The 25,384-nt window shown below is 65.1% G+C and carries 21 protein-coding genes; 6 read left to right on the top strand and 15 right to left on the bottom strand.

Going from position 1 to position 25,384, the window contains the following annotated elements:
• Positions 1-10 precede the first annotated feature (10 nt).
• The 9 genes from BLT92_RS14845 to BLT92_RS14805 all read right to left on the bottom strand — a co-directional run bounded on the left by BLT92_RS14845 (position 11) and on the right by BLT92_RS14805 (position 8,702).
• Complete coding sequence (locus BLT92_RS14845) at positions 11-1,642, bottom strand: NAD(P)H-hydrate dehydratase (protein WP_092106775.1); 1,632 nt, start codon at positions 1,640-1,642, stop codon at positions 11-13.
• A gap of 10 nt (positions 1,643-1,652) precedes the next feature.
• Positions 1,653-2,951, bottom strand: coding sequence for a M20 metallopeptidase family protein (locus BLT92_RS14840; protein WP_092106773.1), 1,299 nt, complete (start codon positions 2,949-2,951; stop codon positions 1,653-1,655).
• A 105-nt stretch (positions 2,952-3,056) separates the two neighbouring features.
• Positions 3,057-4,100, bottom strand: a complete 1,044-nt coding sequence (locus tag BLT92_RS14835) for an NAD-dependent epimerase/dehydratase family protein (RefSeq protein ID WP_092106771.1) — start codon at positions 4,098-4,100, stop codon at positions 3,057-3,059.
• A complete protein-coding gene (locus BLT92_RS14830) occupies positions 4,097-4,915 on the bottom strand; it encodes an S-methyl-5'-thioadenosine phosphorylase (protein ID WP_231938864.1) in 819 nt (272 codons plus the stop codon). The genes BLT92_RS14835 and BLT92_RS14830 overlap by 4 nt, the downstream gene beginning before the upstream one ends.
• Entirely contained in the window at positions 4,905-5,450 is a 546-nt protein-coding gene (locus BLT92_RS14825; protein WP_092106769.1) for a hypothetical protein, read from the bottom strand. Before BLT92_RS14825 ends, BLT92_RS14830 begins: the two co-directional genes overlap by 11 nt.
• A 1-nt stretch (position 5,451) precedes the next feature.
• Positions 5,452-6,678 (bottom strand): molybdopterin-dependent oxidoreductase, encoded by a 1,227-nt coding sequence (locus BLT92_RS14820; protein ID WP_092106768.1) that lies wholly within the window; start codon positions 6,676-6,678, stop codon positions 5,452-5,454.
• 3 nt (positions 6,679-6,681) lie between these two features.
• Positions 6,682-7,335: a class I SAM-dependent methyltransferase gene (locus BLT92_RS14815; protein WP_092106766.1), complete on the bottom strand. Its 654-nt coding sequence runs from the start codon at positions 7,333-7,335 to the stop codon at positions 6,682-6,684.
• The gene (locus BLT92_RS14810) at positions 7,332-8,009 is read right to left on the bottom strand and encodes a TIGR04282 family arsenosugar biosynthesis glycosyltransferase (RefSeq protein WP_092106764.1); all 678 of its coding nucleotides are present in this window, start codon (positions 8,007-8,009) and stop codon (positions 7,332-7,334) included. The genes BLT92_RS14815 and BLT92_RS14810 overlap by 4 nt, the downstream gene beginning before the upstream one ends.
• A gap of 12 nt (positions 8,010-8,021) precedes the next feature.
• Complete coding sequence (locus tag BLT92_RS14805; RefSeq protein WP_092106762.1) at positions 8,022-8,702, bottom strand: glycosyltransferase family 2 protein; 681 nt, start codon at positions 8,700-8,702, stop codon at positions 8,022-8,024.
• Between the two features lie 31 nt (positions 8,703-8,733).
• Here BLT92_RS14805 and BLT92_RS14800 point away from each other — a divergent pair, with 31 nt between their 5' ends.
• Positions 8,734-10,074, top strand: a complete 1,341-nt coding sequence (locus tag BLT92_RS14800; protein ID WP_231938863.1) for a hypothetical protein — start codon at positions 8,734-8,736, stop codon at positions 10,072-10,074.
• A 78-nt stretch (positions 10,075-10,152) separates the two neighbouring features.
• Here BLT92_RS14800 and BLT92_RS14795 read toward each other — a convergent pair whose 3' ends face one another.
• Together BLT92_RS14795 and glmS are read right to left on the bottom strand one after the other, a co-directional pair.
• Positions 10,153-10,575, bottom strand: coding sequence for a holo-ACP synthase (locus BLT92_RS14795; RefSeq protein WP_092106758.1), 423 nt, complete (start codon positions 10,573-10,575; stop codon positions 10,153-10,155).
• Positions 10,576-10,585: 10 nt separating this feature from the next.
• Positions 10,586-12,460: a glutamine--fructose-6-phosphate transaminase (isomerizing) gene (gene glmS, locus BLT92_RS14790; protein WP_092106756.1), complete on the bottom strand. Its 1,875-nt coding sequence runs from the start codon at positions 12,458-12,460 to the stop codon at positions 10,586-10,588.
• On the opposite strand from glmS, the gene BLT92_RS20490 reads away from it, so the two are divergent.
• From BLT92_RS20490 to BLT92_RS14780, 3 genes are all read left to right on the top strand, one after another.
• On the top strand, positions 12,459-12,614 hold the full coding sequence (locus BLT92_RS20490) for a hypothetical protein (protein WP_157691463.1): 156 nt from the start codon (positions 12,459-12,461) through the stop codon (positions 12,612-12,614). The two genes, glmS and BLT92_RS20490, sit on opposite strands and share 2 nt — an antisense overlap.
• Before the next feature lie 13 nt (positions 12,615-12,627).
• The gene (gene coaA / locus BLT92_RS14785) at positions 12,628-13,665 is read left to right on the top strand and encodes a type I pantothenate kinase (RefSeq protein WP_092106754.1); all 1,038 of its coding nucleotides are present in this window, start codon (positions 12,628-12,630) and stop codon (positions 13,663-13,665) included.
• Positions 13,666-14,038: 373 nt separating this feature from the next.
• A complete protein-coding gene (locus BLT92_RS14780) occupies positions 14,039-15,901 on the top strand; it encodes an ABC transporter ATP-binding protein (RefSeq protein ID WP_092106752.1) in 1,863 nt (620 codons plus the stop codon).
• Positions 15,902-16,174: 273 nt separating this feature from the next.
• Here BLT92_RS14780 and BLT92_RS14775 read toward each other — a convergent pair whose 3' ends face one another.
• The 4 genes from BLT92_RS14775 to rplM form a co-directional block, all read right to left on the bottom strand.
• Positions 16,175-17,230 (bottom strand): hypothetical protein, encoded by a 1,056-nt coding sequence (locus BLT92_RS14775; protein WP_092106750.1) that lies wholly within the window; start codon positions 17,228-17,230, stop codon positions 16,175-16,177.
• Positions 17,231-17,671: 441 nt separating this feature from the next.
• The gene (gene glmM, locus BLT92_RS14770; RefSeq protein WP_092106748.1) at positions 17,672-19,024 is read right to left on the bottom strand and encodes a phosphoglucosamine mutase; all 1,353 of its coding nucleotides are present in this window, start codon (positions 19,022-19,024) and stop codon (positions 17,672-17,674) included.
• A 251-nt stretch (positions 19,025-19,275) separates the two neighbouring features.
• Entirely contained in the window at positions 19,276-19,791 is a 516-nt protein-coding gene (gene rpsI, locus BLT92_RS14765) for a 30S ribosomal protein S9 (RefSeq protein WP_092106746.1), read from the bottom strand.
• 34 nt (positions 19,792-19,825) lie between these two features.
• On the bottom strand, positions 19,826-20,269 hold the full coding sequence (gene rplM, locus BLT92_RS14760; protein WP_092106744.1) for a 50S ribosomal protein L13: 444 nt from the start codon (positions 20,267-20,269) through the stop codon (positions 19,826-19,828).
• A gap of 265 nt (positions 20,270-20,534) precedes the next feature.
• Here rplM and BLT92_RS14755 point away from each other — a divergent pair, with 265 nt between their 5' ends.
• Together BLT92_RS14755 and BLT92_RS14750 are read left to right on the top strand one after the other, a co-directional pair.
• On the top strand, positions 20,535-23,195 hold the full coding sequence (locus tag BLT92_RS14755; protein WP_197679625.1) for an alkaline phosphatase family protein: 2,661 nt from the start codon (positions 20,535-20,537) through the stop codon (positions 23,193-23,195).
• Positions 23,192-25,384 (top strand): hypothetical protein, encoded by a 2,193-nt coding sequence (locus tag BLT92_RS14750; protein ID WP_092106742.1) that lies wholly within the window; start codon positions 23,192-23,194, stop codon positions 25,382-25,384. Before BLT92_RS14755 ends, BLT92_RS14750 begins: the two co-directional genes overlap by 4 nt.

Genomic DNA, 25,384 nt, shown 5'->3' with positions numbered 1-25,384 from the left:
AGGGATCGGCTCACTCGATCAGTGATCCGCCGAGGATGAGCTCCCCTGCCACCTCGGCGACGGCATCGACCAGCGCTCCGGCGTTCACCGCCCGCCGACCCGCGGCGTTGTGCACCAGCACACCGAGTCCGACGGTGTGGGCCAGTTCGCGCTCCGGCAGCGGTGCCTCGTGCTGGGTCCCGGCGTGGACGGTCGCGACCAGGGCACCGATGATCCCGGCCAGCACGTCCCCGGACCCTGCCGTGGCCAGGCTGGCCGGTCCGGCCTCCGGCAGCACGCAGAACCCGTCAGGGGCGGCGATGACGGTCTGGTGGCCCTTGAGCAGGACGATGCAGCCGCTGGAATGCGCGGCTCGCTGCGCCCAGCCGATGGGGTCGGCGTTGATCCGACTCGAGGTGATGATCTCGCCGAGGAGGCGGCTGAGCAGCCGCGCCAGCTCACCGGCGTGCGGGGTCAGGACGACGGGCCTCTCCGCCAGCCAGGTGCCCTTGACCGACTCTGCGCGACCGACCATGTCCAGTGCCCCGGCGTCGAGGACGACGGGAACGTTCGTGTCCGCCAGTTCGTCGACGCGGGCGTGGACGTATTCGTCCTCCGGGTTGCCCGGCCCCATGACCACGGCATTCATCCGGCCAGAGGCGGTGACCACCTCGGCGTGGAGGCCGAGGACGTATTCGGAGACCAGCTGGGATCCCAGGGACCTGACCATGCCGACACCGCAGTTGACCGCCGAGGTGGTCGTCAGCACACCCGCACCCGGGTACTCCTCGGACCCGGCGAGGATGCCGACGACCCCGCGGGAGTATTTGTGTCCCTCCGGTTGCGGGCGGGGGAAGTCCGCGTTGAGGTCATCGGTGTCGACCACCTCGGCGGTGGCTTGGTTCTCGTCGAGTTCGAGTCCGATGTCGACGAGCTGGACCGTGCCGGTGAACGCGGTGACGCGGGGATCGATCAGCTCGGTTTTGAGCCCGCCGAAGGTCACGGTGTGATCGGCGTGGATCCTGTCCTCGGCACCTGCTGCGTCCGAGGACAGGTCCGAGGGGACGTCGACGGCGATGACCGTCGGCGTGCTCGCCGTTCTCGTGGTGCGGCTGGTGTTGGTGGTGCGGTTGGTACTGGCTGAGTGTCGCCAGTCGCGGATGAGCGAGGCGATGTGCTCGGGCAGACCGGGACGGCCTCCGATGCCGAGGATGCCGTCGAGGACGAGATCGGACCGGGAGAGTTCCCGCAGGATATCGGCGCGCAGACATGCTCTGACCTCGTCGGGCGTCCCGCCTGCAGCCGCCTCGGCGCTCGAGTCGGCGGTCTCGTGTGGACTCGGGAAGCCGATGACGGTGGCCCCGGCCCGACGCACTGCGGCCAGGCCCTCGTCGTGGGTGCTCTCGAACAGTGTCACGACGGTGATGTGAGCCCCGCGCCGGGCCAGTGCTGCGGCGGCGAAGAGCGCGTCTCCGGCGTTGTTGCCCGGGCCTGCGAGCACACACACCCGGGAGCCGACGATCTGCCCTCGCCTTTCCCGCAGCACGTCGGTGGAGAACTGGGCCAAAGCCCGTGCGGCTCGCGCCATGAGGTCGACGCCTGCTTCGAGGAGGGGGCGTTCGGCCTCGCGGATGACCGTGCTGGGGTAGGCGAAGACTGACATCGTCGTCTCCTCAGTTCTGTGCCAGCTGGGCGAGCTTCCGCCCGGCCAGATGAGCCAGGAACAGCGCCTGATCGGCTAGGCCGTCGTCGCTGTGACGGGCTCGGGGCGAATGGTTGGCTTCGCGTTCGTCGACGGGCAGATTCGGCAGCGCCGCACCGAAGTGGCCATACGCGCCGGGGACCCGTTCGAGGACGCGGGAGAAGTCCTCTGAACCGGGAATCGGGTTCGCTCGCTCCACGGCCCGGTCGGCGCCGAAGAGGTCGGCGAAGGTCTCGAGGAAGAAGTCGGCTTCCCCATCATTGTTGATCGTCGGCGGCAGCACACGCTCGTAGTCGACATCGGCCTCGAGGCCGTGGGCGGCCACCAGTTCGGTGACCAGCTGTGGAAGCTCCGCCTCGGCGCGGGTGGTGGCCTCGTCGGAGAACGAGCGGACGCTGACGACGAGTTGGGCGAAGTCGGGGATGACGTTCGGGGCGGTCCCGCCGTTGAACTGGCCGACGGTGACGACGAGGGGGTCGAAGATGTCGAAGCGTCTGCTCACATACTCCTGGAGCTGCCCGACCAGCATCGCACCGACCTGGATGGGGTCCCGGCCCGTCGCCGGGCGGGACGCATGGGTGCCCTTGCCGCGAACGGTGATGGACATCTTCGAAAACGCGGCCATGTACGACCCGCGACGGCAGTAGGCGACGCCGAGGTCCTGGTCGGCGGAGACGTGGATGCCGAAGGCCGCCTTCACCCGTGGGCCAGCCGCGTCGAGGACGCCCTCGTCGATCATCTTCCCGGCCCCGTCATAGCCTTCCTCTCCGGGCTGGAACATGAAGACGACGTCGCCGGGCAGCGAGTCCCGATCGCGGTGAAGGAGTTTGAGCGCGCCCACCAGGCCGGTCGTGTGCAGGTCGTGGCCGCAGGCATGCATCCGGCCCGTCGTGGCTGCGAAGTCGAAGCCTGTCGCCTCCTGCACGGGCAGGCCGTCCATGTCTCCGCGCAGGAGCACGGCAGGCACGACACCGGTCGCATCCTCGGCGCGCTGACCGCCGCGGAGGACGACGACGATGGAAGAGAGCCCGTTGCCCTTCGTCACTTCGACGTCGAGACCCTCGATGGCATCGAGGACGAGCTTCTGTGTGACGGGCAGATCAAGTCCGACCTCGGCGTGCTCATGCAGGGCACGACGCAGAGTCACGAGACCGGGCGCGATGTCCGCGGCATCGGCGCTGGTGGGCAGGTGGATGTCGAGAGTCGCTGCTGGCTCAGGAATCGTCGGATCGGGCGTCGACGGGGAGTTTGTGTGGGTCGAAGTGCTCATGGCCCGAGTCTATTCCCGACCACGCCGAGGTGGTGCCATTCCTGTGCGCTTCACCGGCAGAGGGAGATCCGGAAGAGAGCTTCCCCGCTGGCCAGTGGGAGCACTCTACCTGTGGCGCAACGGCGCCGTCGCGAGTTCGGCGATGCCCTCATCCGGCCCGATGCCCGCCTCGAACCCCAAGCCTTCGAGGGCTGCCCGTGGCGAGGCCACAACGTGTCGGACGTCGAAGGCTCGGTACTGGCCATTGACCACCGGCTCCGGCCCACCCATCACCTCTGCCAACCTTCGGGCCATGTCGCCGATCGTGTAGGCCCTGCCCGAACTGATGTTGTAGGCGCTCAGCCCAGGCCGATGCGCCCCGACCGCTTCGATGGCGGCGACGTTCGCGCGGGCGAGGTCGGACACGTGGACGAAGTCGCGCAGCTGCTTGCCGTCCTCGAACACCTGGGGTGCTTGGCCGCGCTCAAGTGCCGAGCGGAAAATGGCTGCGACACCGGAGTACGGAGTGTCCGCCGGCATCCCGGGCCCATAGGCATTGTGGTAGCGCAAGGCGATTGCGCGGCCCGATTCCAACGTGCACCAGGCAGCGGCGTAGTGCTCCTGCGCGATTTTCGACGCGGCGTAGGCCGTGCGCGGTGCGAAGGCCGCCTCCTCGTCGATCAGGCGTGGTTCGATTTCTCCGCCGCAGCGCGGGCAGCGCGGGTCGAACAGGCCCTGCTGCAGATCATTGTCCTGCCGCGGGGCCGGCGGCACATCCCCGTCGTCGGGGCAGGTGTATCGTCCCTCACCGTAGACGACCATGGAGGAGGCCAGCACCAGTCGCTTCGTTCCGGTGCGGGCCATCGCTGCCAGCAGGGTGGCGGTGCCGAGGTCATTGTGGGCGGCGTAACCGGGCAGATCCTGGGCGTCGACGCCATTGCCCACCGTGGCGGCCTGATGGCACACGACGTCGACACCGGCCAGCAGGTCATCGAGCAGGTTCGGATCACGGATGTCGCCGTGGACCACGCCCGTGGGCAACTCCGCGGTCGTCCCATGGGCCTGTTGCAGCAGCATGTCGACGCCGATGACTTCGTGTCCGACAGCCGTTGCCGCCTCGGCGATGTGTCGCCCGATGAAACCGGCCGCACCGGTCAGCAGCACCTTCATGGCAGCTCCAGCGGCAGTGTCATTTCTGCCAGCGCCTGGGAGCAGCTGCAGGACCGCTCCGACGACAGGGAAGCGATCACCGTTCGCAGGCTCGATTTCAGTTTGTCGGTGTGCTCGGCGAAGACCCGGAACACTTCCGACTGGTCGACGGCGCGCGTCGAGTCGATGCCCGCGTCGAGGTCGGTGACCAAAGCTGCAGTCGCGTAGCACAGCTCAAGTTCACGCGCCAGGATCGCTTCCGGCTGGCCGGTCATGTTCACGAGGTCCCAGCCCTGTGCCGCGTACCACTGGGACTCAGCGCGGGTAGAAAACCTCGGACCTTCGATCACCGCCATGGTTCCGCCGTCGACCGGCGGCTCGTGGTCATCGGCAAGCCCGTCCAGCAGGGCCGTGCGCAGCCTGGGACAGTACGGGTCGGCGAATGAGACGTGGCAGGCACCCCTGTCGAAGTACGTCTGCGCCCGGCCGTACGTCCGGTCGACCAACTGGTCCGGAACCACCAGTGAGCCGGGACCGAGGTTCGCTGTGAGTCCGCCGACTGCGCACGGTGCCAGTATCTGCCGCACGCCGAGGCTGCGCAGCGCCCACATATTGGCGCGGTAGTTCACACGGTGGGCAGGGAATTCGTGCCCCCGTCCGTGCCGGGGCAGGAACGCCACGGTGCGGCTGGTGTCCCCGTGAGTGAACGTGCCGGTCGCGATGGGTGCCGACGGCGAGCCGAAGGGCGTTTCGACGTCGATGTCCTGTGGGTCATCGAGGAAGGTGTAGAAGCCGGAGCCGCCGATGATGGCGATGTCGGGCGATTCAGTCATCATGCTCTCTTTCGATTGATCGTTGTGTTCTCAGACGGCTTGCGCCGTAACGGAGTGCGTATGCCAGGACACTGAGGCAGCACAACAGGACCGTCAGCCACAGCCAGCGTCCGAGGAACGGCTCCTGGGTGTGGCCCGTGGCGGCCAGGTGGCTGCCCTTGCCCTGCTCGATGATGCCGGGGAAGAACAGCAGGAACAGCAGTCCGCTGGCCAGCACCGGAACCCGAATGTAGTTCACGATAGGCACCCGCGGGACACGTCTCCGGGTTGTCCGCGCGGCGCGCAGGACGCCGTTGAGCGCACGGTCCGCCGCGGCACAGAGCGGAAGCAGCACGAGGTCGACGACGATGGCCCCACCCAGGAACCAGACGGCAGGGGATTGCCACCACACGTCCGAGTCGAACACCTGATCCGGGCCCAGCGCCAGCACAGCGTATCCGGCCAGAAGGAAGCACCCGGTCAGTACCAGCAGGTGCCGGAGCCGAGCTCCGTAGATGGTGTGGAACCATCTTTGTGACCATCCGAGGAGTGTCGGCATATCAGGTCCTGAACTCGATGGAGCGCACCCATTTGGTGTTGTGCACACCGGGCAGGGCCGGGACGATGATCCGCGCGGGAAACCCATGATCGGCCGACAGGTCTGCCCCGTTGACGCGCAGAGCCAGCAGCGAGTCCGGGTCGAGCACCTGGTTGCGCTGCAGAGCGGCATCGTTGAATGCGCCGGATCTCTGAAGTGATTCGACCTGCGCCGAGGCTGGTTCGCCGACTCCGGCCAGATCAGCCAGTTCGGACAGCCGGACGCCGCTCCACGTCTGTGTTGTCGACCATCCCTCAACACACGCGATCGGCAGGTCAGCGGTGTGTTGGGGCATCTCCAGCAGCTGTGCCCGGCTCAAGGAAGCGCTGCCGTCGCCGCCGCTGAGGGTCAGTCGCCAGGCCTCGCCCGTGTCATCGGGACTGATGCGCGCGGCCGCGGCCGTCCGGTTGACCTGAAAGTCATTGGGCCCGTCGCCCAGTACACGCCCGCGAGGCAGCAGCACGGACAAAGGTCGGAGTGCTCCGCCTATCGTCTGGCCGACGCTGAGCAGCAGCACCAGTGCGGAACCTCCACCGACCAGGGCCAGGGCACCGCGGCGGCTCATGGTCGGCGGATCCGGGTCAGATGACACCAGCCCGTCGGCGTCGGAGGGCTCCGGGCGAGTTTCGGCCAGCGGAGTGCGCAACTCGGTGAGAAGCGACCGCGAGCGCAGGGACGAGATCATCTTCGGCAGCTTGAGGCATACGTGAGCGATGAAGGCCGCGATGAAGACCCACGCCCCGAAATAGTGCGCTGCGTAGAAGCTGAACCCGAAGATGTAGTCGTACTGAATGTTCAACACGCCTGTGGCCAGCTCGAACAGGATGCTGCCGACGAGGATGAGCAGGGACAGTCGTTCCAGGGCATGCGCCGGAGAGCGTACCGGCGGCCAGGTGAACAGCTTCGGTGTCACCGACCACAGCTTGGCGAGCACCACTGGAATGACGACCATACCGAGGACGACGTGGATCCCCTGATTGAGTTGATAGAGCCAGGCAGGACTGGTGAGCCACTGGAAAGTCGGCAGCTTCAGCCAGCCCACGTCCCCCGGGATAGCCTGGCCCAGCTGCGGAGCGTATGCCACGTAGGAGAGCAGACCGGTCAACGTGACCACCGGCAGCGCGGCCAACAGCACCGCACCGAACACGGAGGTCAGCCACGGGCCGCGGATCGGACTGCGCCAGCGCATCGGCTATGGTTGCCCGTCACGCGTCAATGCGGCCATGTACCGGCCTTCATGCTGGTGCAGTCGGCAACCATGGAAGCCTGCTGCAGCTGCAACGTCGACAATGGCCTCGGCATCGACCAGCGACCAGTTGAACGCGCCGGTCAGCTGCCCCTTAACGCGCAATCGAACACTTTCATGCACCAGGCCCGGCCCGGGGGCATCGACCTCGACCAAGACGGACCCATCCGGACGCACCAGCTGACGAATCCGCCGCAGCAGCCGGACGGGATCGCCGCCGATCCCGACATTTCCGTCTGCCAGCAGAGCGTCCTGCCAGCAGCCTTCGTCGGGCACATCGCCAAAGACACTCCGGTGAACCGCGACCGCCCCGCGTTCCTGGGCCAATTTCACGGCGACGAGGGAGATGTCGATCCCCAGAGCCTTCTTGCCGCGCGCAGTCAGGGCCCCCACGAGGCGTCCTGCACCGCAGCCGACATCAAGGGTCGGGCCCGTGCAGCGGTCCAAGAACAGCGCATGGTCGGTCGCATCGGGCGCACTCGTCCATTGCTGGACGTTCAATCGGGTCGCTGTGCCATCGGCCCTGACCACGTCGCATGCATGACCTGCCATGGCCGCGTTCAAAGCGTCCAGGGGTGCGAAGTCAATAGTTTCTGTCATGGTTGGGACCCAATCTCTTCATGGTCGGCTGCCCGAGCGACCTCGGCGGCGAAACGGCTGTGCGGAATGAGGGAAGCGACCGAGTGTGAGTCCTTCCAGACGTCGACATCGGCCATGACCGGCACGGAGGCGACCCGGGCACCGCCACGGACGAGTGCCTCCTTCGTCCGACAGCCGGTGTCGTGCCTCGACATCGTCACCGTGGCCAGGCAGGATGACCAGTCGGGACTCCGCACTGCCAGGACCCACCAACCTCCGTCCTCAGCCAGGCCCAGCGCGGCGTCATGGGACTCCAGAGCCGCCGCCGCTGTCTGCAGGATTTCCACGGTGATTTGGGGTGTGTCCATCCCGATCTGGACGACACCGTGACCGGCATCGGCATCGTGGTGAGCGGCAGTCAGTCGGGACGCGAAAGATTCTCCGCGTTGGGCGATGACCCGGTGCCTGCCACACGCCGCAGCAAGCTCATCCGCCCTTGCCGCCTCATCGAGGTCACCGGTCAGCGCAATGACCACAGGCCATCCCAGACTCTCGACGACCTCTAACGTGTCCAACAGCGAAGCGGCGGCGATCCGCGCTGCCGCCTCATCCCCGACCGTTGCCGCCAATCGGGTTTTGGCTTGGCCGGCAACCGGGGCTTTGGCGACCACCAATATCGTCGGCGATGCGCTCATGTCAGCACCCCCTCATGTCAGCACCCCAGCGAAATCGACGATGGTCCGCCACGTCCCCAGCAGTGTTCCGGAGACCTTGGACTTCGTACCTCGCGCGCGGCTTCGATACACGATGTCCCTTTCGTGCACAGTCCAGCCCGCCCGCGACGCCTTGATCATCAGCTCAAGCGGATAGCCGAACCGTCGGTCGGTGATGTCCAAGGCAAGAAGATCATCTCGACGGCAGACCCGCATCGGAGCCAGATCATGCACACCAAAGCCGCTGCTGCGTCGGATCCACCAGGCCAGGACGGCCGTTCCGGCTCGTGCATGCCAGGGCCAGACGCCCTTTCCCTCTGGTCGTCGGCGTCCGATCGCCATCGTGGCGGTCCTCCTGCTGACGACCGAAACCAGCTCGGGCAGGTCGGCAGGGTCCATCGAACCATCGCCATCAAGGACGGCCACCAAGGGTGCGGTGGCCGCGAGGATCCCGGCGTGCACCGCAGCGCCGTAACCGGCGACATCTTCGTACACCACCTCGGCGCCCAGGCTCCGGGCGACGTCGGCCGTGCCATCGGTCGAACCGTTGTCCACGACGATCACGTTCATGCCATCGGGGATGGTTCTGAAGACCGTGGGCAACGCCAGCGCCTCGTCGCGGCAGGGAATCACCACGGTGCAGGCAAGCTGCTCAGGTACGAGGCGATCATCCATAGAGTGACACTATCAGTGTTAAAATGTGATCGTGCCCACGCAAGCTTCCTTACTTTCCCGCCGGGCCTGGACCGCAGCGATGGTCAGCACATTGATCGGTGCGGTATTGGTCGCCGCCGCCATCGTCTGGCCGCGTGCGACAGGGACGGACGTCTTCATCTACTGGCCGCCGATGAAGGCAAGGTGGACACCTGACCTGGCCCCCACCTTGGTGCTGCCGGTGCTCGTCGCACTGGCGGGATTTCTCACCTGGCGGCTGATCAGCGCCGCGTTGAAATGGGCCCCCTATCTGGCCGCAGTGTTCGCCGGCTCTTGGTTGTGGACGGCCGCATTGGCCCATGTCGGCGGCACGGAAAGCATCAGCAAGGTATTTGCCCGCCCCAGCGAATACTTCGTCGATGCCAAAGAAATGTCTTCGATTCCCGCCTTCTTGTCCGGCTTCATCGAACGAGTGCCGCTGGACGCGCCAGGCCACTGGCCCATTCACATTGCAGGGCATCCCCCAGGCGCCACAATATTTTTCATACTGCTCGACCGGATCGGCATCTCCGACCCGTACACGGCCGGCGTCATCGTCATGACTCTCGGCTGCACCGGGGTCGTCGCAGTCCTGCTGACCGTCAAGACCCTGGCGTCGGAGAAAGTTGCCCGCCGCGCAGCGCCCTGGCTCATAGCCGCACCCTCGGCGATCTGGATGGGCGTGTCGGCTGATGCGCTGTTTACGGCAGTAGGCGCCTGGGGATTGGCGCTTCTGGCTCTGTCCTCGACCGCAGAGCGCCGCTCACGCCTGATCGGCTTCGGGCTTCCAGCAGGACTGCTGCTCGGCCTGTGCGTCTATCTTTCCTATGGACTCTTGCTGTTGGGGATCCTCGCCGTCGCTGTGATCTTTCTCGGCGGCAGATGGTCGACACTGCTCTGGGCGCTCGGGGGTGCGCTATCCGTCGCCGTGGCATTCACCCTGGCTGGGTTCCGGTGGTGGGAGGGTTTCCCCGTCTTGGTCACCCGCTATTACGACGGGATCCAGAGCAAACGGCAATACGGCTACTGGGTGTGGGCGAACCTGGGAGCCTGGACGTTCACCAGCGGACTGGCAGTATGGGCGGCTTTTCCTCGCAGCATCGTCGAAGCGTGGCGGGGGGCCGACAAGGGTCGGCGCGTGGTCGCTGTACTGGGCTGCGCCGGTTTCGTTTCGATCCTGGTGGCGACACTGTCGGGGATGAGCAAAGCGGAGGTCGAACGAATCTGGCTGCCATTCACAATCTGGGTCCTGGTGTTGCCATCACTGTTGCCGCTGCGGTGGCAACGGCCCCTGCTTGTCACACAGGTGGCGTCCGCGATCGCGATCGAGACTCTCCTGACAACACAGTGGTGAAGGATCTGCGAAGGTCGAACTCACAATGGCGGGGTGGCCACACGAGGGCCGAAATGCCTGAACGCCCCCGCTGGGAATTCAGCCGAAGTGCTCCGCGTCCCACTCCACGCTGGGGCTCAGCGATGGACCTTCGCCTTCGACGATGACGAAGGTCATGGTGAGGTTCGCATCATGGGTGATCGACAGGTGGATATTCGTGGCGCCGATGCGGTGGAAGTGTTCGAGCACGAGACCCCGCAGGCGGAACGAGGGCGCACCGGACCTGGCGGGGACCACCTCGGCGGATTGCCAGGGCAGCCATCCGGGGAAGCCGATGGCCTTCTTCAGTGCCTCCTTGGCGGAGAATCTCGCCGCCAAGGAGGCATCCGTCCGGCGCTTGCCGGTGCGCCCCCGCTGTTCGGCAGGGGTGAGCAGGCGATCGAGGAGTTCGGGAACCCGCTCGATGTGCTCGGCGAAGCGCGGCACATCGGCAATGTCGGTTCCGATTCCCAGAATCGCCATCTCGCTCCCCTTATTCCACGGTCACGGACTTGGCGAGGTTGCGTGGCTGATCCACGTCGAGGCCCTTGGCCGTGGCCAGTTCCATCGCGAAGATCTGCAGTGGAACCGTCGTCAGCAGCGGCGCCATGAGCGTCGTCGTCTGGGGGACGTAGATGACCTCGGACGCGAATTCCTGGACCTCTTCGTCGCCTTCTTCGGCGATGACCACGGTGTTGGCGCCGCGGGCCCGGACTTCCTGGATGTTCGAGATGACCTTGGCATGCAGGGAATCGCGACCGCGCTTGCTGGGCACGACGATGATGACCAGCTGGCCGTCGTCGATGAGTGCGATCGGTCCGTGCTTGAGTTCACCGGCAGCGAAGCCCTCGGCGTGGATGTAGGCGAGCTCCTTGAGTTTGAGCGCACCCTCCATCGCCACGGGGTAGCCCACGTGGCGGCCCAGGAACAGCACAGAACCGACGTCCTGGTTGCGACGAGCGAGGTCGAGCACCTGCTGCTTGTCGTTGTCGAGGACGCTCTGAACCTTCTCAGGGATGGTCTGGAGCTCTTCGAGGATGGTGGTGATCTCGTCGCGGAACTTGTTGCCGCGCAGCTGGGCCAGGTAGAGGCCCAGCAGGTAGCAGGCGACGACCTGTGAGAGGAAGGCCTTCGTCGAGGCGACGGCGATCTCCGGTCCCGCATGGGTGTACAGGGCAGCATCGGATTCGCGGGGAATGGTCGAGCCGAAGGTGTTGCAGATGGCGATGACCTTCGCGCCCTGCTGACGTGCGTGGCGCACGGCCATGGTCGTGTCCATGGTCTCTCCCGACTGGGAGATCGCGACGACGAGGGTCTTCTCGGTGACGACTGGATCGCGGTAGCGGAACTCATGGGCGAGTTCGACCTCGACGGGCACGCGGCACCAGTGTTCGATGGCGTATTTGGCGACCTGGCCGGCGTAGGCCGCGGTGCCGCAGGCGATGACGATGATCTTGTCGATGGTCTTGAGCACCGTCTCGTCGATGCGCATCTCATCGAGGGTGAGTTTGCCGTCGATGTCGAGGCGGCCCAGCAGGGTGTCCGCAACGGCCTGTGGCTGGTCGTGGATCTCCTTGTCCATGAACGAGGGGAATCCACCCTTTTCCGCAGCAGCGGCGTCCCAGTCGACCTCGTACTGAACACCGTCGACTTCGTTGCCGTCGTTGTCCGTGATGAGCACTGAGTCTGGAGTGATGGTCACGACCTGGTCCTGGCCGATCTCCACCGCGGTGCGGGTGTAGTCGATGAAGGCGGCGACGTCGGAGCCGAGGAAGTTCTCTCCCTCACCCAGTCCGATGACCAGGGGCGAGTTGCGGCGGGCGGCGACGACCTGTCCGGGGGCGTCGGCGTGGACGGCCAGGAGGGTGAAGGCGCCTTCGAGCTGCGTGGCGGTCACGCGCATGGCCTGGGTCAAGTCGCCGGTGTCCTGGAAGTTTTTGGCCAGCTGAGCGGCCGCGACCTCGGTATCGGTCTCGGACTCGAACTCCACGCCTTCGGCGGTGAGGTCCTTCTTCAGCTGAGCGAAGTTCTCGATGATGCCGTTGTGGATCAGCGCCAGCTTTCCGCCGCCGGCCACATGCGGGTGGGCGTTGAGGTCGGTGGGTCCGCCGTGGGTGGCCCACCGGGTGTGTCCGATGCCGGTCTGCGCAGCGGGAAGCGGGTTCGCCTCGAGCTCATCGGTCAGCGCCGAGAGCTTGCCGGCCTTCTTCGCGGTCTCCAGATCTCGGGCAGGGGTGACAAGGGCGACTCCGGCAGAGTCATATCCCCGATATTCGAGCCTCTTCAGGCCGCTGAGCACTACATCGAGCGCCGAGTGATCAGCATTGTCAACGTCTGCTTTGGATACATAACCAACGATTCCACACATGAGTGGAATTTTACGCAGTCGAGTCAAGAATCGCGGAATCGACCCAGCCGAGCCCCACCTCGGCGAGCTGCCCAGGCCACCTCGGCGGTACCTCAGACCCACCTCGGCGGTACTCGAGACCCACCTCGGCGATATGCACGGACATGACGCATGACACAATTGTGTCCATGTCTCACGTCGATCCCATCCTTGACCGCGCGCGGCGCCTGGCCGGCCTCAGCACCGGACGCAAGCCCGATGTCGAACCGACTTCACCCTTCTGGGAGTTCGATCGTGAGGTGTGGGGCACGCTGGCCCAGGCCACTCCCCTGCCGTTGAAGCAGCGCGACGTCGAACGGATGCGCGGCCTGGGCGACCGGATCAACCTCGACGAGGTGTCGCAGGTCTACCTGCCCCTGTCGCGCCTGCTCAACCTCTACGTCTCCGCCCGCCGGGCCAAGCACGAGATGACACGTGAGTTCTTCTCCCCGCTGCATGAGTTGGGCCTGGAGCCACAGGAGTCGAAGCGGACCCCCTTCGTCATCGGCGTGGCCGGCTCCGTTGCCGTCGGCAAGTCCACCACCGCCCGTGTCCTGCGCGATCTCCTGGCTCGGTGGCCCGACACTCCCCGCGTCGAACTCATCACCACCGACGGATTCCTCTACCCCAACGCCGAGCTCGAGCGCAGGCGCCTGTCGGGACGCAAGGGATTCCCCGAATCCTACGACCGGCGCAAGCTGCTGCGGTTCATCTCCGCCGTGAAGTCCGGCTCCCCCGAAGTCCGTGCGCCCGTGTACTCACACCACACCTACGACATCGTCCCCGGCGCCGAGGTGGTTGTCCGCTCCCCCGATGTCCTCATCGTCGAGGGCCTCAACGTCCTCCAACCCGCCCGGCCCCGCAACGACGGGACCCTGGGCCTGTCGATCAGCGACTACTTCGACTTCTCCGTCTACGTCGACGCCCGGTCCAAAGACATCCGACAGTGGTACATCTCCCGGTTCCTCAAACTCAAGCACGGCGCCTTCCAGGACACGGACTCGTACTTCCACCGCTATTCGAAGCTCGATGACGATGAAGCGGTCACCCTGGCGACGGAGATCTGGGACTCGATCAACTTCCCCAACCTGCGGGAGAATGTCCAGCCCAGCCGCGGCCGCGCCGACCTCGTGCTGCACAAGTCGGCCGATCACACGATCCGCAAGGTCCAGCTGCGCAAGCTCTGATGCGCAAACTCTGATGTGCAAGTTCTGAGCAACTGTGGCCGGCAATGCTGGGGCGAGTGTGGTCGGCAATGCTGGGGCGAGTGTGGCCGGCAATGCTGGGGCGAGTGTGCGATGAGGCCATGGCACGTGCTTTGACTCGTGAGGCCTCTCACGTGAGACTCGGTTTCGAACTGATGAGGAAATAGATTCGAGCCTGCGATAGTTGCACTCAGTGCATAGTTTGCAGCCTGTGGGTGATGCGCGTGGGTGGAGCCAGCGAAGCGCTGTTTCGCCCAGCTCCGCCCTGAGCAGGTTACGAACCCGAGAACAGCTGTGTCCGATTGCGTCCGTTCGACCCAGACGCGCCGGAACGCCACAAGGAAATGAGGCCGATATGAGTCTGCAGTCAGCACACAGGGTGATGTACAGCTCCGTGTCGAGCAAGAAGACCCCGAAGACCTCGATCAAGCCGGGCACCTACCGCCGGATCGCGTCGTTCGCGACCCGTCACAAGAAGAAGCTCGTCGTCTTCCTCACACTCTCCGTCGGCACCGCCGTCATCGGCGTCCTCAACCCGGTGCTCGCCGGTGACGTCGTCAACGCGATCACCAGCGGCGGACCCATCGAGACCGTCGTCTGGCTGGCCGTGGGGATCGGCGCCCTGGCGATCGCCGACGCCGCGATCACGATCTTCAACCGGTACCTGTCCTCACAGATCGGCGAGGGTCTCATCTTCGACCTGCGCACGGCGGTCTATGACCATGTGCAGAAGATGCCGATCGCATTCTTCAACCGCACCCGCACGGGCGCACTGGTCTCGCGTCTGAACACCGATGTCATCGGGGCTCAGCGGGCCTTTTCCAACACTTTGTCGGGGATCGTATCGAACTTCGTCTCGCTGGCGCTGACCGTGGGCGTGATGGTCACGATCTCCTGGCAGGTCACTGCCCTCTCGATCCTGCTCCTGCCGCTGTTCATCATTCCCACGAAGCTGCTCAGCGGAAAGCTTGCTGACCTGCAGTTCCAGGCCGCGGAGAACAGTGCGGACATGTCGACCCGGATGACCGAGAGGTTCTCCGCCGGCGGTGCCACGCTGGTCAAGCTCTTCGGCAACCCGAAGACCGAGACCGATGAGTTCTCCGATCGTGCCGGCCAGGTCCGTGACATCGGCGTCAAGGTCGCCATGCTGCAGTCGACGTTCGTGTCCTCGCTGACGCTCGTGTCGGCCCTGGCACTGGCCCTCGTCTACGGCATCGGCGGCGCCCAGGCCGTCCTCGGCAACCTCAACGCCGGCCAGGTCGTCACCTTGGCGCTGCTTCTGACCAGGCTCTACACTCCCCTGACCATGCTCGCCAACGCCCGCCTGGACATCATGAGCGCCGTCGTCAGCTTCCAGCGGGTGTTCGAGGTCCTCGACCTCGTGCCTCTGATCAAAGAGCCCGAGACGCCGAAGGCACTGCCCAAGGGCGGCCTCGACGTGAAGTTTTCGAACGTCGACTTCGCCTATCCCAGCGCGGACCAGGTCAGCCTCGCCAGCCTCGAAGACGTCTCCGTGCTCGATGCTCGCGGTGGGGACGAAGTCCTGCACTCTCTCGACTTCACGATTCCTGCCGGCCACACCGTCGCCCTCGTCGGGTCCTCAGGCGCCGGCAAATCCACGATCGCCTCGCTCCTACCCCGCCTCTATGACGTGACGAACGGTGCGATCACCATCGGCGGCGTCGACGTCCGCGAACTGACGTATGAGTCACTGCGGAAGTCCGTCGGGGTGGTGACCCAAGATGGCCATGTCTTCCACGAGTCCATCCGCTCGAACCTGACCCTCGCCAAACCGCAGGCCACCGATGCCGAGCTGTACCAGGCCATCGACGGGGCTCAGCTCCACAACGTCATCGCGGCCCTGCCCGACGGCTTGGACACGGTCATCGGAGAGCGCGGCTACCGCCTCTCCGGCGGTGAACGCCAGCGGCTGACGATCGCTCGCATGCTCCTGGCAGCGCCGGAAGTCGTCGTCCTCGATGAGGCGACCTCTGCCCTGGACTCGACGAACGAGGCCGCCGTCCAGCAGGCGCTGACACAGGCCATGAGCGGTCGCACCGCGATGGTCATCGCCCACAGGCTCTCCACGATCCGCCAGGCGGATACGATCCTCGTGGTCGAAGCCGGCCGCATCGTCGAATCGGGTTCGCATGATGAACTGTTGGCGCACAGCGGTCGCTACGCGGAACTCTACGCAACACAGTTCGCCGCGAGCTGAGGGACGGTGTGGCGATGCCCGACGCTGCACATCGCAGCTCCGCCCGAGCCCGTCCGAGGCCGTTAACGCCACCCGCAAGTCAGAGCCCGACCGAAGGTCGACCCACGCCCTCGGTCGCGCCCGGATCACCATCAATGCGCTACGCTGGCTGAGATGCACGCCTAGCCGGAATATGTCGTCACCGGCGACGACATATTCGGACCCAGCGTTGATCGAGCAGCATCGCGACTTCGAGAGCAGGCGTTTGAAGGTACCGCCAGCAACCAGTGTGCATCATGGACGTCGGCCGCTTCGTTGCCTTGACGTCGCTTCGCCTATTGCGCGTCGTCGCATTCCCTCTTCCACAGCAGCTTTCAGGCGCATGAACAGCTCGGCGGAGAAGAGCTGCGGCCACGTCAGGCGAAAGACGACGTACCCAAGATTGCGGAGGCGATATTCTCTGCGCCTCTCGAGTTCGAATGCCCGCTTCGGGTCTGCATCATTCAGATAGTACTTTCCGGCACCGTCGAACTCGGCGATGACTCCGGCATGTTCGTTCGCGAAGTCCGTCCTCGCGACGAAATTTCCGTGCTCATCACGGATCACTACCTGCGGTTCAAATCCGGGTATGGAGTATTCGATGAAGCGCACGGAGCTGATCGACTCTGCCACCGATTCTCGGCGCGGGTCGATGTTCCCTAGCACCAAGGCGATCCGTGACTGATTGGTTCGCGGCCGGTGGCTGGCGCAATAGCTTTCGAACTCACGCACTGTTATGAGCGACTGTCGAACAGCCTCATCGACGACGGCCACGGCGAATGCCAATGGTAAGTCACGTGAGATGTCGAAGAGGGTGCGCATTATCGAAGTCGTGCGAATGCCGTTGGCGATCACCAAGTCGTCATCGCTGATATCCCTCTTCCGGATGAGAATGGAGGTTCGCCGAACTCCGAACTTGGGATGCGCTGCTTCCACGTAGGCAGCATCGTTCCGGGAGAAGTACGGAACTGGCAGTCCGTGAATGATCAGAGCGCTTCGATGCGAAAAGACGGCACCTGGCGGAAGGTCATCGACATACGACCTCACCATAATGCGCAGGTCTTCTCCGCGCTTGAGCATTCCTTTCGACTCCCGTGGCAGATCGGTGCTCCCAGCTTCGGCGATGGTCGCTACGAAGAGGTGGGCAGGCTCGGCGCAGATCTGTGTCACAACGTAGACCCCGCGGCGAACTCGACGTAGGCAGCATCGCTCGGCAAGAGCGATCTGGTAAATGGTCATTCCACCGTTCTTGAGCTCTGAAGCAGTCAGGCACGCGAACATGAGGCAAGCATCGTCGATCGGTGCGGTCATGACAACAGTCAGGATTCAGGCTGTGGACGAACTGTGACTCGAGTGCACAGGACCTCGAGGGCACCAGGCCTTGAACCCACGGTCGTTGAGCTGCCGCGCCGTAACACCAACTGGCTAGGTCGCATCGGATCTGCTGGAACTCTCACCGGCGGGAACCATACGCTGGCGGTCTCATGGAGGCGATACCCGACTCCAATCAACGCAAGCGCAGAAAAACTACGCTCCAGCGGAAAATTCCGCCCTCGATCAACGCGGGGCCCGAATATGTCGTCGCCGGCGACGACATATTCGCTACCACCGTGGATCGAGCGAACAGCGTGGAACGGGCCAACCGTGGATCGAGCGAACACCGTTGCGCAGCGGCACGCCACGCACGCCCCGCGCCGCACAACCTGCTGCCGAGAAGAACACTCAGAACCGGGAGACTGAGTACAAGGACGCCTACAGCGCCAGGTGCTCCTTGACGTTGGCGGCCAGACGCTCGGCCTGCGCCTGGGCGATATCCTCGGTCTCGGCTTCGACCATCACACGGATCAGCGCTTCGGTGCCCGAGGCCCGCAGCAGAACGCGGCCCGACCCCTCGAGCTCGGTTTCGACTGCGTTGACTTCGGCCGCCACCTGGGGATGGTCGACACCGTACTTGTCCACGCCCTTGACGTTGACGAGAGCTTGCGGCAGCTGAGGAATCTCGGCAGCCAGATCAGCCAGTGTGCGCTTCGAATCGGCCATGCGCTTCATCAGATGCAGAGCCGTCTGCACCCCGTCGCCGGTGGTGCCGTGGTCGAGCATGAGCACATGCCCGGACTGCTCCCCGCCGAGGACGTAGCCGTCTGCCAGCATGCGCTCGAGGACGTACCTGTCGCCGACAGCGGTCTGGACGGTCTCGATCGAGTACTTGTCCATCGCGTGCCGCAGGCCGAGGTTCGACATCACGGTCGTGACGAGGGTGTTTCCGGTGAGTTCGCCGAGTTCTTTGAGGCCGATCGCCAGGATGCCCATGAGCTGGTCACCGTTGATGACGCGCCCCAGTGAATCCACGGCCAGGCAGCGGTCGGCGTCGCCGTCGAAGGCCACACCCAGATCGGACTGGGTCTCGACGACGAGACGCTGGAGCGGTTCGAGGTGGGTGGAACCGACACCGTCATTGATGTTGAAGCCGTCGGGCTCGGCGGCGGAGACGATCACTTCGGCCCCGGCCTGGCGCAATGCGGCGGGCCCGACGACCGATGCCGCGCCGTGAGCGCAGTCGACGACGACCTTGAGGCCGGACAGGGGGCGTGTGCCCTCCGCGTCGAGGGACCGCACGAGATTCTCCGTGTACTCGTCGGCGGCGGCGGGATACCGGGAGATGCGACCCACCTCGGCGCCGGTGGGACGGGTCCAATCCTCATCGAGGACTGCCAGGATCGAATCTTCGACGGCATCGTCGAGTTTCGTCCCGCCGGCTGCGAAGAATTTGATGCCGTTGTCCGGCATCGGGTTGTGGGAAGCGGAGATGACGACTCCGAAGGCGGCGCCCGTGTCCGCGACGACGCTGGCGATGCCGGGCGTGGGCAGCATTCCCGCGTCGAGGACGTCGACTCCGGCCGAGGCGATGCCCGCGCTGATCGCGGCCGAGAGGAATTCGCCGGAGACTCGGGTGTCTCGGCCCACGACTGCGAAGGGACGCTTGCCTTCCGGCCAACCACGGGTGAGTACTCGCGAACCTGCAACGGAGAGTTGGAGGGCCAGCCGTGCGGAGATATCGCTGTTGGCCAGCCCGCGGACACCGTCGGTGCCGAAGAGTCGTGTCATGGAAAGTCCTTTCCTCAATTTCTCGTCGATATTAGTCCATAGCGCCGCCGAGGCGGTGGTGCCGGACCGCACGACGCCCGAAATCGGTGCGAGATGAGTCGCCGGTGACGCGGCGAGGGAGGGGCGAGAAGCGAGTGAATGCACGAAATGCGGCCCCGAATCCGGTTCGGGGCCGCATTGCGGTGTTCATCGAGCTGAACTGTCGGTGACTGCGCCTCAGCGGCAGACCAGGCGCAGTCCTGACAGCAGAATCAGCGCTTCGAGAACTGAGGTGCCTTACGTGCCTTCTTGAGACCGGCCTTCTTGCGCTCGGGGACGCGTGCGTCGCGGCGCAGGTAGCCTGCCTTCTTCAGCTCGGCACGGTTCGACTCTTCGTCGATCTGGTTGAGCGAACGGGCGATGCCCAGACGAACGGCTCCGGCCTGACCGGACGGTCCGCCACCGGAGATGCGCACGACGACGTCGAAACGTCCTTCGAGGTCCAGGAGGCGGAAGGGCTCGTTCACGAGCTGCTGGTGCAGCTTGTTCGGGAAGTACTCTTCGAGAGAGCGTCCGTTGATGGTCCATTCACCGGATCCGGGGATCAGGCGCACGCGAGCGATTGCCTGCTTGCGGCGGCCGACTCCGTTGCCGGGAGCGGTCAGGGACTGGCCGCGTCCGCCGGCGGTCTGTTCGCCCAGGCCTGCGGATTCGGGGGTCTCCGACGTGTATTCGGTTGCGATTGGTTCTTCGACAGTCTCTGTCGCAGTGGTGGTTTCTTCAGCCACGGTTCTCCTCGGTATGTCTAGAGCTCAAGCGCGCTTACTGCGCGACCTGGCTGAGTTCGTACGACTGCGGATTCTGAGCGGCGTGTGGGTGCTCTCCACCCGTGTACACCTTCAGCTTCTGCATCTGGGCACGTCCGAGACGAGTCTTCGGAACCATACCGCCGACAGCCTTTTCGACTGCGCGCTCGGGATTGGTGGCGAGAAGCTCGGCGTAGTTGACGCTCTTGAGACCGCCCGGGTAACCCGAGTGGTGGTAAGCGCGCTTCTGGTCGAGCTTCGCACCGGTCAATGCGACCTTGTCGGCATTGATGATGATGACGAAGTCACCGGTGTCGATATGAGGAGCATAGGTGGTCTTGTGCTTGCCGCGCAGCAGGCGTGCAACCTGGGAGGCAAGACGACCGAGCACCTGGTCAGTGGCGTCAATGACGTGCCACTGGCGCTCAATATCGCCGGGCTTGGGTGTGAACGTACGCAAAAGTAGCCTTCTTTTCGTATCTCTTGGTGTAGTGCCGTTGGCTCATCGGGTCGTGAGTCTGATGAGTCAAGGCACTCGTTGTCTTGAATCGGGTCTGTCCGTCGAAGACGTCCCCTCACCTACGGGCCTGCAACGCATGAGGCTATGTAAGGGAGCACGACGGACACACACAACGACAATCAAATATACATGCACTCTCACCCGCGTAGCAAACGCTCAGGCCAGTGCCAGAGCGGGCGGAAACCTGAGCCGATACCATTGTCATGTGCCGCCCACATCCCTGCTGCCCAAGTGCCTTCCCGCATACAGACTCCTGGTGCTGGGATTAGTTCTCGGGCTCTTGGTGCTTGTGCTCGGCCCCGCACAGTCACCGGCGACTGCCGCAGACGAGTCACCGAGCACCGAATCGCCCGCGACATCCGCGGCCGACACCGCAGCATCGGCAAGCACCACAGATTCGGCGAACACCGGAGCATCGGGCCAGGATTCCGAGGCCTCACAAGCCGCCGATGGGAAGACCATCGTCTACGGCATACCGGGTCTGACCATCAACGATATCGACCCCGTGCGCACGCCCAACCTCTACGCGCTCTTCTCCGACGGTGCGGCCGCCAACCTCAATGTGCGCACCATCGGGTCGGCCACCTGCCCCGGATCCGGGTGGCTGTCCCTGGGTGCCGGGGCCCGCGCCGAGGCTGGCCCTCCGGCCGATCCGGACGAAGCCGACAGCACGGCCACCTGCCCCCCGTTGAGTGCCCCGTCGACCAGCGACGAAGCCGTCGCGAAGGCCGTGGACAATGCGGAGGAGGACTCGGCATCAGGCAGCGGCGCTGGAGCATCGAGTGATGAATATCTCGCCGAGGATTCCGCTCGGGGCACGACTACCGCCGCGATCGGTGACTTCGAGTCCATCAAGGAACCGAACGTCGACTCCGGCTACTCGGTGGACTACGGGATGCTCGCCCGCCTCGTCCGCGAACAGGGGACGACTAACCCAACAGGCAATGACTCCGCCGGAGACGAATCGCAGCTCGAAGCCTGCGTCGCCGCCGAGGGTCCCGGCGCGGCCTATGCCGTCGCCGACGAGAACGGCATCGTGGCCGACTACACCGACGATGCGGCCGCCACCGACTGCCGGCTCGGTCTCGTCGACCTGGGTTCGATCGGGTCATCGGCGTGGCTCTACGATCCGATCCCCGAATACTCCTACACCGTCCCTGTCTCCTTCGACCGCGAGAAGCGCGTCGCCGAGGCCGATAAGCGCTTGGGCGCCAAGCTGGACGAAGTCCGTGACTCTGCGAAGCCGGGAAGCGCCGAACCCACGATCATTGTGGCCGGCCTCGGCGACAGCTCGAGTCTGCCGCAGCTGCGCGCATTCATCGCCTCCGGCCCCGGCTATGAACCGGGGAGTGTGTCCTCGTCCAGCACACGCACCCCCGGCCTCCTGCAGATCACGGACCTGGCCCCGGGGATCCTCGACCAGTTCGGCATCTCCTCCCCCAGCGGCATCTCCTTCGACATCACGCCCACCGATGACGCTCCGGACAAGCGCATCGATGATCTTGTGTCCGAATCGCAGAAGTCGACAACGATCTACCAGCATCTGTCGACGTTCTCCCTGCTCCTCGACATCACCTTCTACGTCCTGTTCATCCTGTGCGGACTTCTGCTCTCCCGGACCGTCATCGGCCGCCGAGGCGGTGCGACGATCGCCCCCACCGTGCACCGATTCCTGGCCTGGATCTCACTCGCCGCGGCAACCTTGCCGATGAGTGCGTTCCTGGCCGGACTCTTCCCCTGGGCCCGGCTGCCCCAGCCCGGCTTCGGTTTGGGACTGTCGATCGCAGTCTCGGCCGCAGCTCTCTTCGTCGTCTCGCTGCTCCCGCCCTGGGGTCGAACCTGGCGCGGTCGCGTGGCCGCACTCTCGCTGGCCAGCTTCCTCATCCTCTCCGCAGACCTCATCACCGGTTCGCATCTGCAGGGCAACTCCCTGCTGGGCTACAACCCGATCGTCGGTGGAAGGTACTACGGCCTGGGCAATCAGGGAGCGGCGATCTTCATCGTCAGCCTGTTCATCTTCCTGGGCCTTGCGATCTCCTGGCTGCGGTCGAAGGGACATCGCAGGATGGTCGTCATCCTTCCCCTCGTCCTCGGACTGTTCGCGGTGTTCGTGTCCGGAAACCCGTCCTGGGGTGCAAAGTTCGGCGGCACGATCGCCACCCTGGCCGGACTCCTGGTGCTGCTGGCCTTGGTCAGCCGCATCCGCCTCACCATCGTCCGTCTTGTGCTCATAGGCCTCGCCTCACTGACAGTACTGCTGGGCATCGCGTTCCTCGACTGGCTGCGCGAACCGGGGGCACGCTCGCACTTCGGGAACTTCTTCGACCAGATCGTCACCGGTGAGGCCCTGCAGGTGATCGGCCGGAAGCTCGGCGCCAATCTCCACATCATTCAGATCAACCCTGCGCTGGCGATCGTGACTCCCCTCGCGGTCATCGCGATCCTGTTCTTCCTCCGCTATCTACTCCACTTCCCCAGCATCTCGTCCACGACTCGCACCGGTCGCTTGACGAACAAATGGCGGGGACGTCTGCCGCAGGTGTTCGAGGACCAGGACATCCACTTCGGTTTCCTCGCCGCAGCCACGGGCATGGCTGTGGGGCTGGTGCTCACGGATTCCGGCATCGCCGTGCCCTCAACCGGAGCCATGGTGCTGCTGCCCTATCTGCTGGCGCTGAGCGCCGAGCACGCCCATGAGAAGGTCGCACGCTCGGGCGGCACGACAGGCTCGGACAGCAGATCACGCCGAGGCAGCACACGGACCATCCTCATGAGGGCTGAGGCCCCCGAGATGGGTGCTGACACCCCTGACGATTCGCCTGAGACCCCCGAGGATTCGGCTGAGACCAGGACTGATCGGGCATGAGAAATACGGCCATTCCGCTGCGGGTGCTGCTGGGCATCTTCGTCATCGCACTGCTCATCCTCGGGCTCCCTCCGGCGTCCCAGGCGGGCGCGAACGCAAGCACCAGCCCGGATGCGAGCACGAACGCGAGCACGAGCGGGAACGGAACCGACTACTCCGCTGCGGAGACCACGGAAGGATCGGCCGCCTCGGTGGAGAATGCACCGATCTTCATCGGGGTCTCCGGCTTCAGCTTCGAAGACCTCGATCCGCGTACCACTCCGAATCTGTGGAAGATGATGAAGTCCGCACAGATCGGCACCATCACTCCGCGCAGCGTGCGAGCCACCAGCTGTCCGGTCGACGGATGGCTGGCTGTGGGGTCGGGACGACGCGCTGCCGATGAGCCGCGCGAAGAGTGTCGTCAGCCTGCCCCGCCGCTGGACGGATGGGTCGCGGACTGGGACGTCTACTCCCAGGTGGCGCGTGGAGACAACTACGACGCCGGGCTCGGCGGACTCTCCGAGTCGGTGCCGAAGATCCAGGCCTTCGGCCCCGGCGCCGCCATCGCCGCAGCCACCCCGAACGGACACGTTCACGGGTGGTCTCCCGTCGGCGAGGATCTCGCCCAGAAGGCCACCCAAGCCTCGGAAGACGGTGAGTTGTCGCTGATCGACCTCGGCAACACCACCTTGGACGGATACTCCCTCAAAACCCTCGACAAACGTGTCGGCACGATCCTCGAAGCCACGGCGTGGAGCGACGGCGACCCGTCCCAGGGGCTGTCAACAGGCCAGACCCCGGTGATCTTCTCCTCGATCGCGGATGGAGCCAACAAGGGTTCGTCGATGCAGGCGGCGATGGCCCTCGACCCCGCCGGCGAGGCCGGGCTGCTGACCTCCTCGTCAACGCGGCAGCCGGGCCTGGTCCAGGTGCCCGACATCGCGCCGACGCTCGTCGAACTCAGCGGCGGCGAGCCCATGGACAATGCGGCCGGAGCCCCGATGACCCACGACAGCACCGGCAGCAGTTGGGAGTCACGCTTCCAGGCGGTTCTCGATCGACAGGTGGCGGTCAAAACCCAGCACGAGCTGTCCACATGGTTCTTCCCCGTCATCGCCTCGCTCATGGTCGGCCTCCTGGCCCTCGCCTGGTTCCTGCGCAAGAACCACCGTGCCCTCGTGCATTCGGGCGCCTACCGCCTGGGCATCGTCTTCGCTGCGATGCCGGTATCGACATATCTGGTCAACACCGTGCCCTGGGAACGGGCCACCAACCCGGATATCGCGATGCTGGGAACCCTGGCCGGCTGGTCGCTGGTCTTGGGTGCCATCGCCCTGCTGGGCCCGTGGCGCGGGCACAAGTTCGGGCCGGTGCTCTTCGTCTGCGTCGTCACGGTTCTCGTCCTCGCCTACGACGTGATGACCGGCTCGCGGCTGCAGATGTCGACGTTGCTGGGCGAACCGCTGCTCATCGCCTCGAGATTCTACGGCATCGGCAACTCCGCGCTCGCGCTCTACTGCTGCGCCTTGCTGCTGGCGGTCGCCGGATTCGCGTCGATGACAGACCGCCGAATCATGCGAATCCTCATCGTCACGATCCCGGTCCTCGTCTCGGCTGTGATCCTGGCGGCCCCGGGGTTGGGCACGAAGTTCGGTTCCGTGCCGACGCTGATCATCGGCGTTGCCTATCTCGTCCTCGCCGCCGCGAGCGTCAGATTCTCCCTCAAACGCATGGGAGTGACTGTCGGGATCGCCGGCATCGTCATGCTGGCGGTGCTGTTCATCGACTGGCTGCGTCCCGCCGATCAGCGCACGCACTTCGGCCGCTTCTTCGACTCCGTCATCAGCGGCGACGCCCTGAGCGTGTTCGCACGCAAGATCGGCATGAACATCGACATCCTGACCCAATCGTGGATGACGCTGGTCCTGCCGCTCATCATCATCGGCGTGTTCTGGCTGGCGCTGGCACCGCAGCGATTCTCGCTGCACGGCATGTCCGCCGCCTACGAACGGATTCCGCTTCTGCGGGCGGGCATGATCAGCCTGGCCATCCTGCTGGGCGTGGGCACGGTCATCAACGATTCGGGAATCGTCGTCCCCGCCGTGGGCATCCTCTTCCTCGTTCCGGTGCTGGTCCACCTCGAAACCTTCGAGACGAAGCAATCAGCAGACAGCGGCGATCAGACGAAACTGACCACTTCCGCCTGA

The organism is Brevibacterium picturae (genome assembly GCF_900105045.1).
GTDB lineage: Bacteria > Actinomycetota > Actinomycetes > Actinomycetales > Brevibacteriaceae > Brevibacterium > Brevibacterium picturae.
The sequence above is the reverse complement of the archived record's forward strand: the minus strand, read 5'-3'. Positions and strand labels throughout refer to the sequence as shown.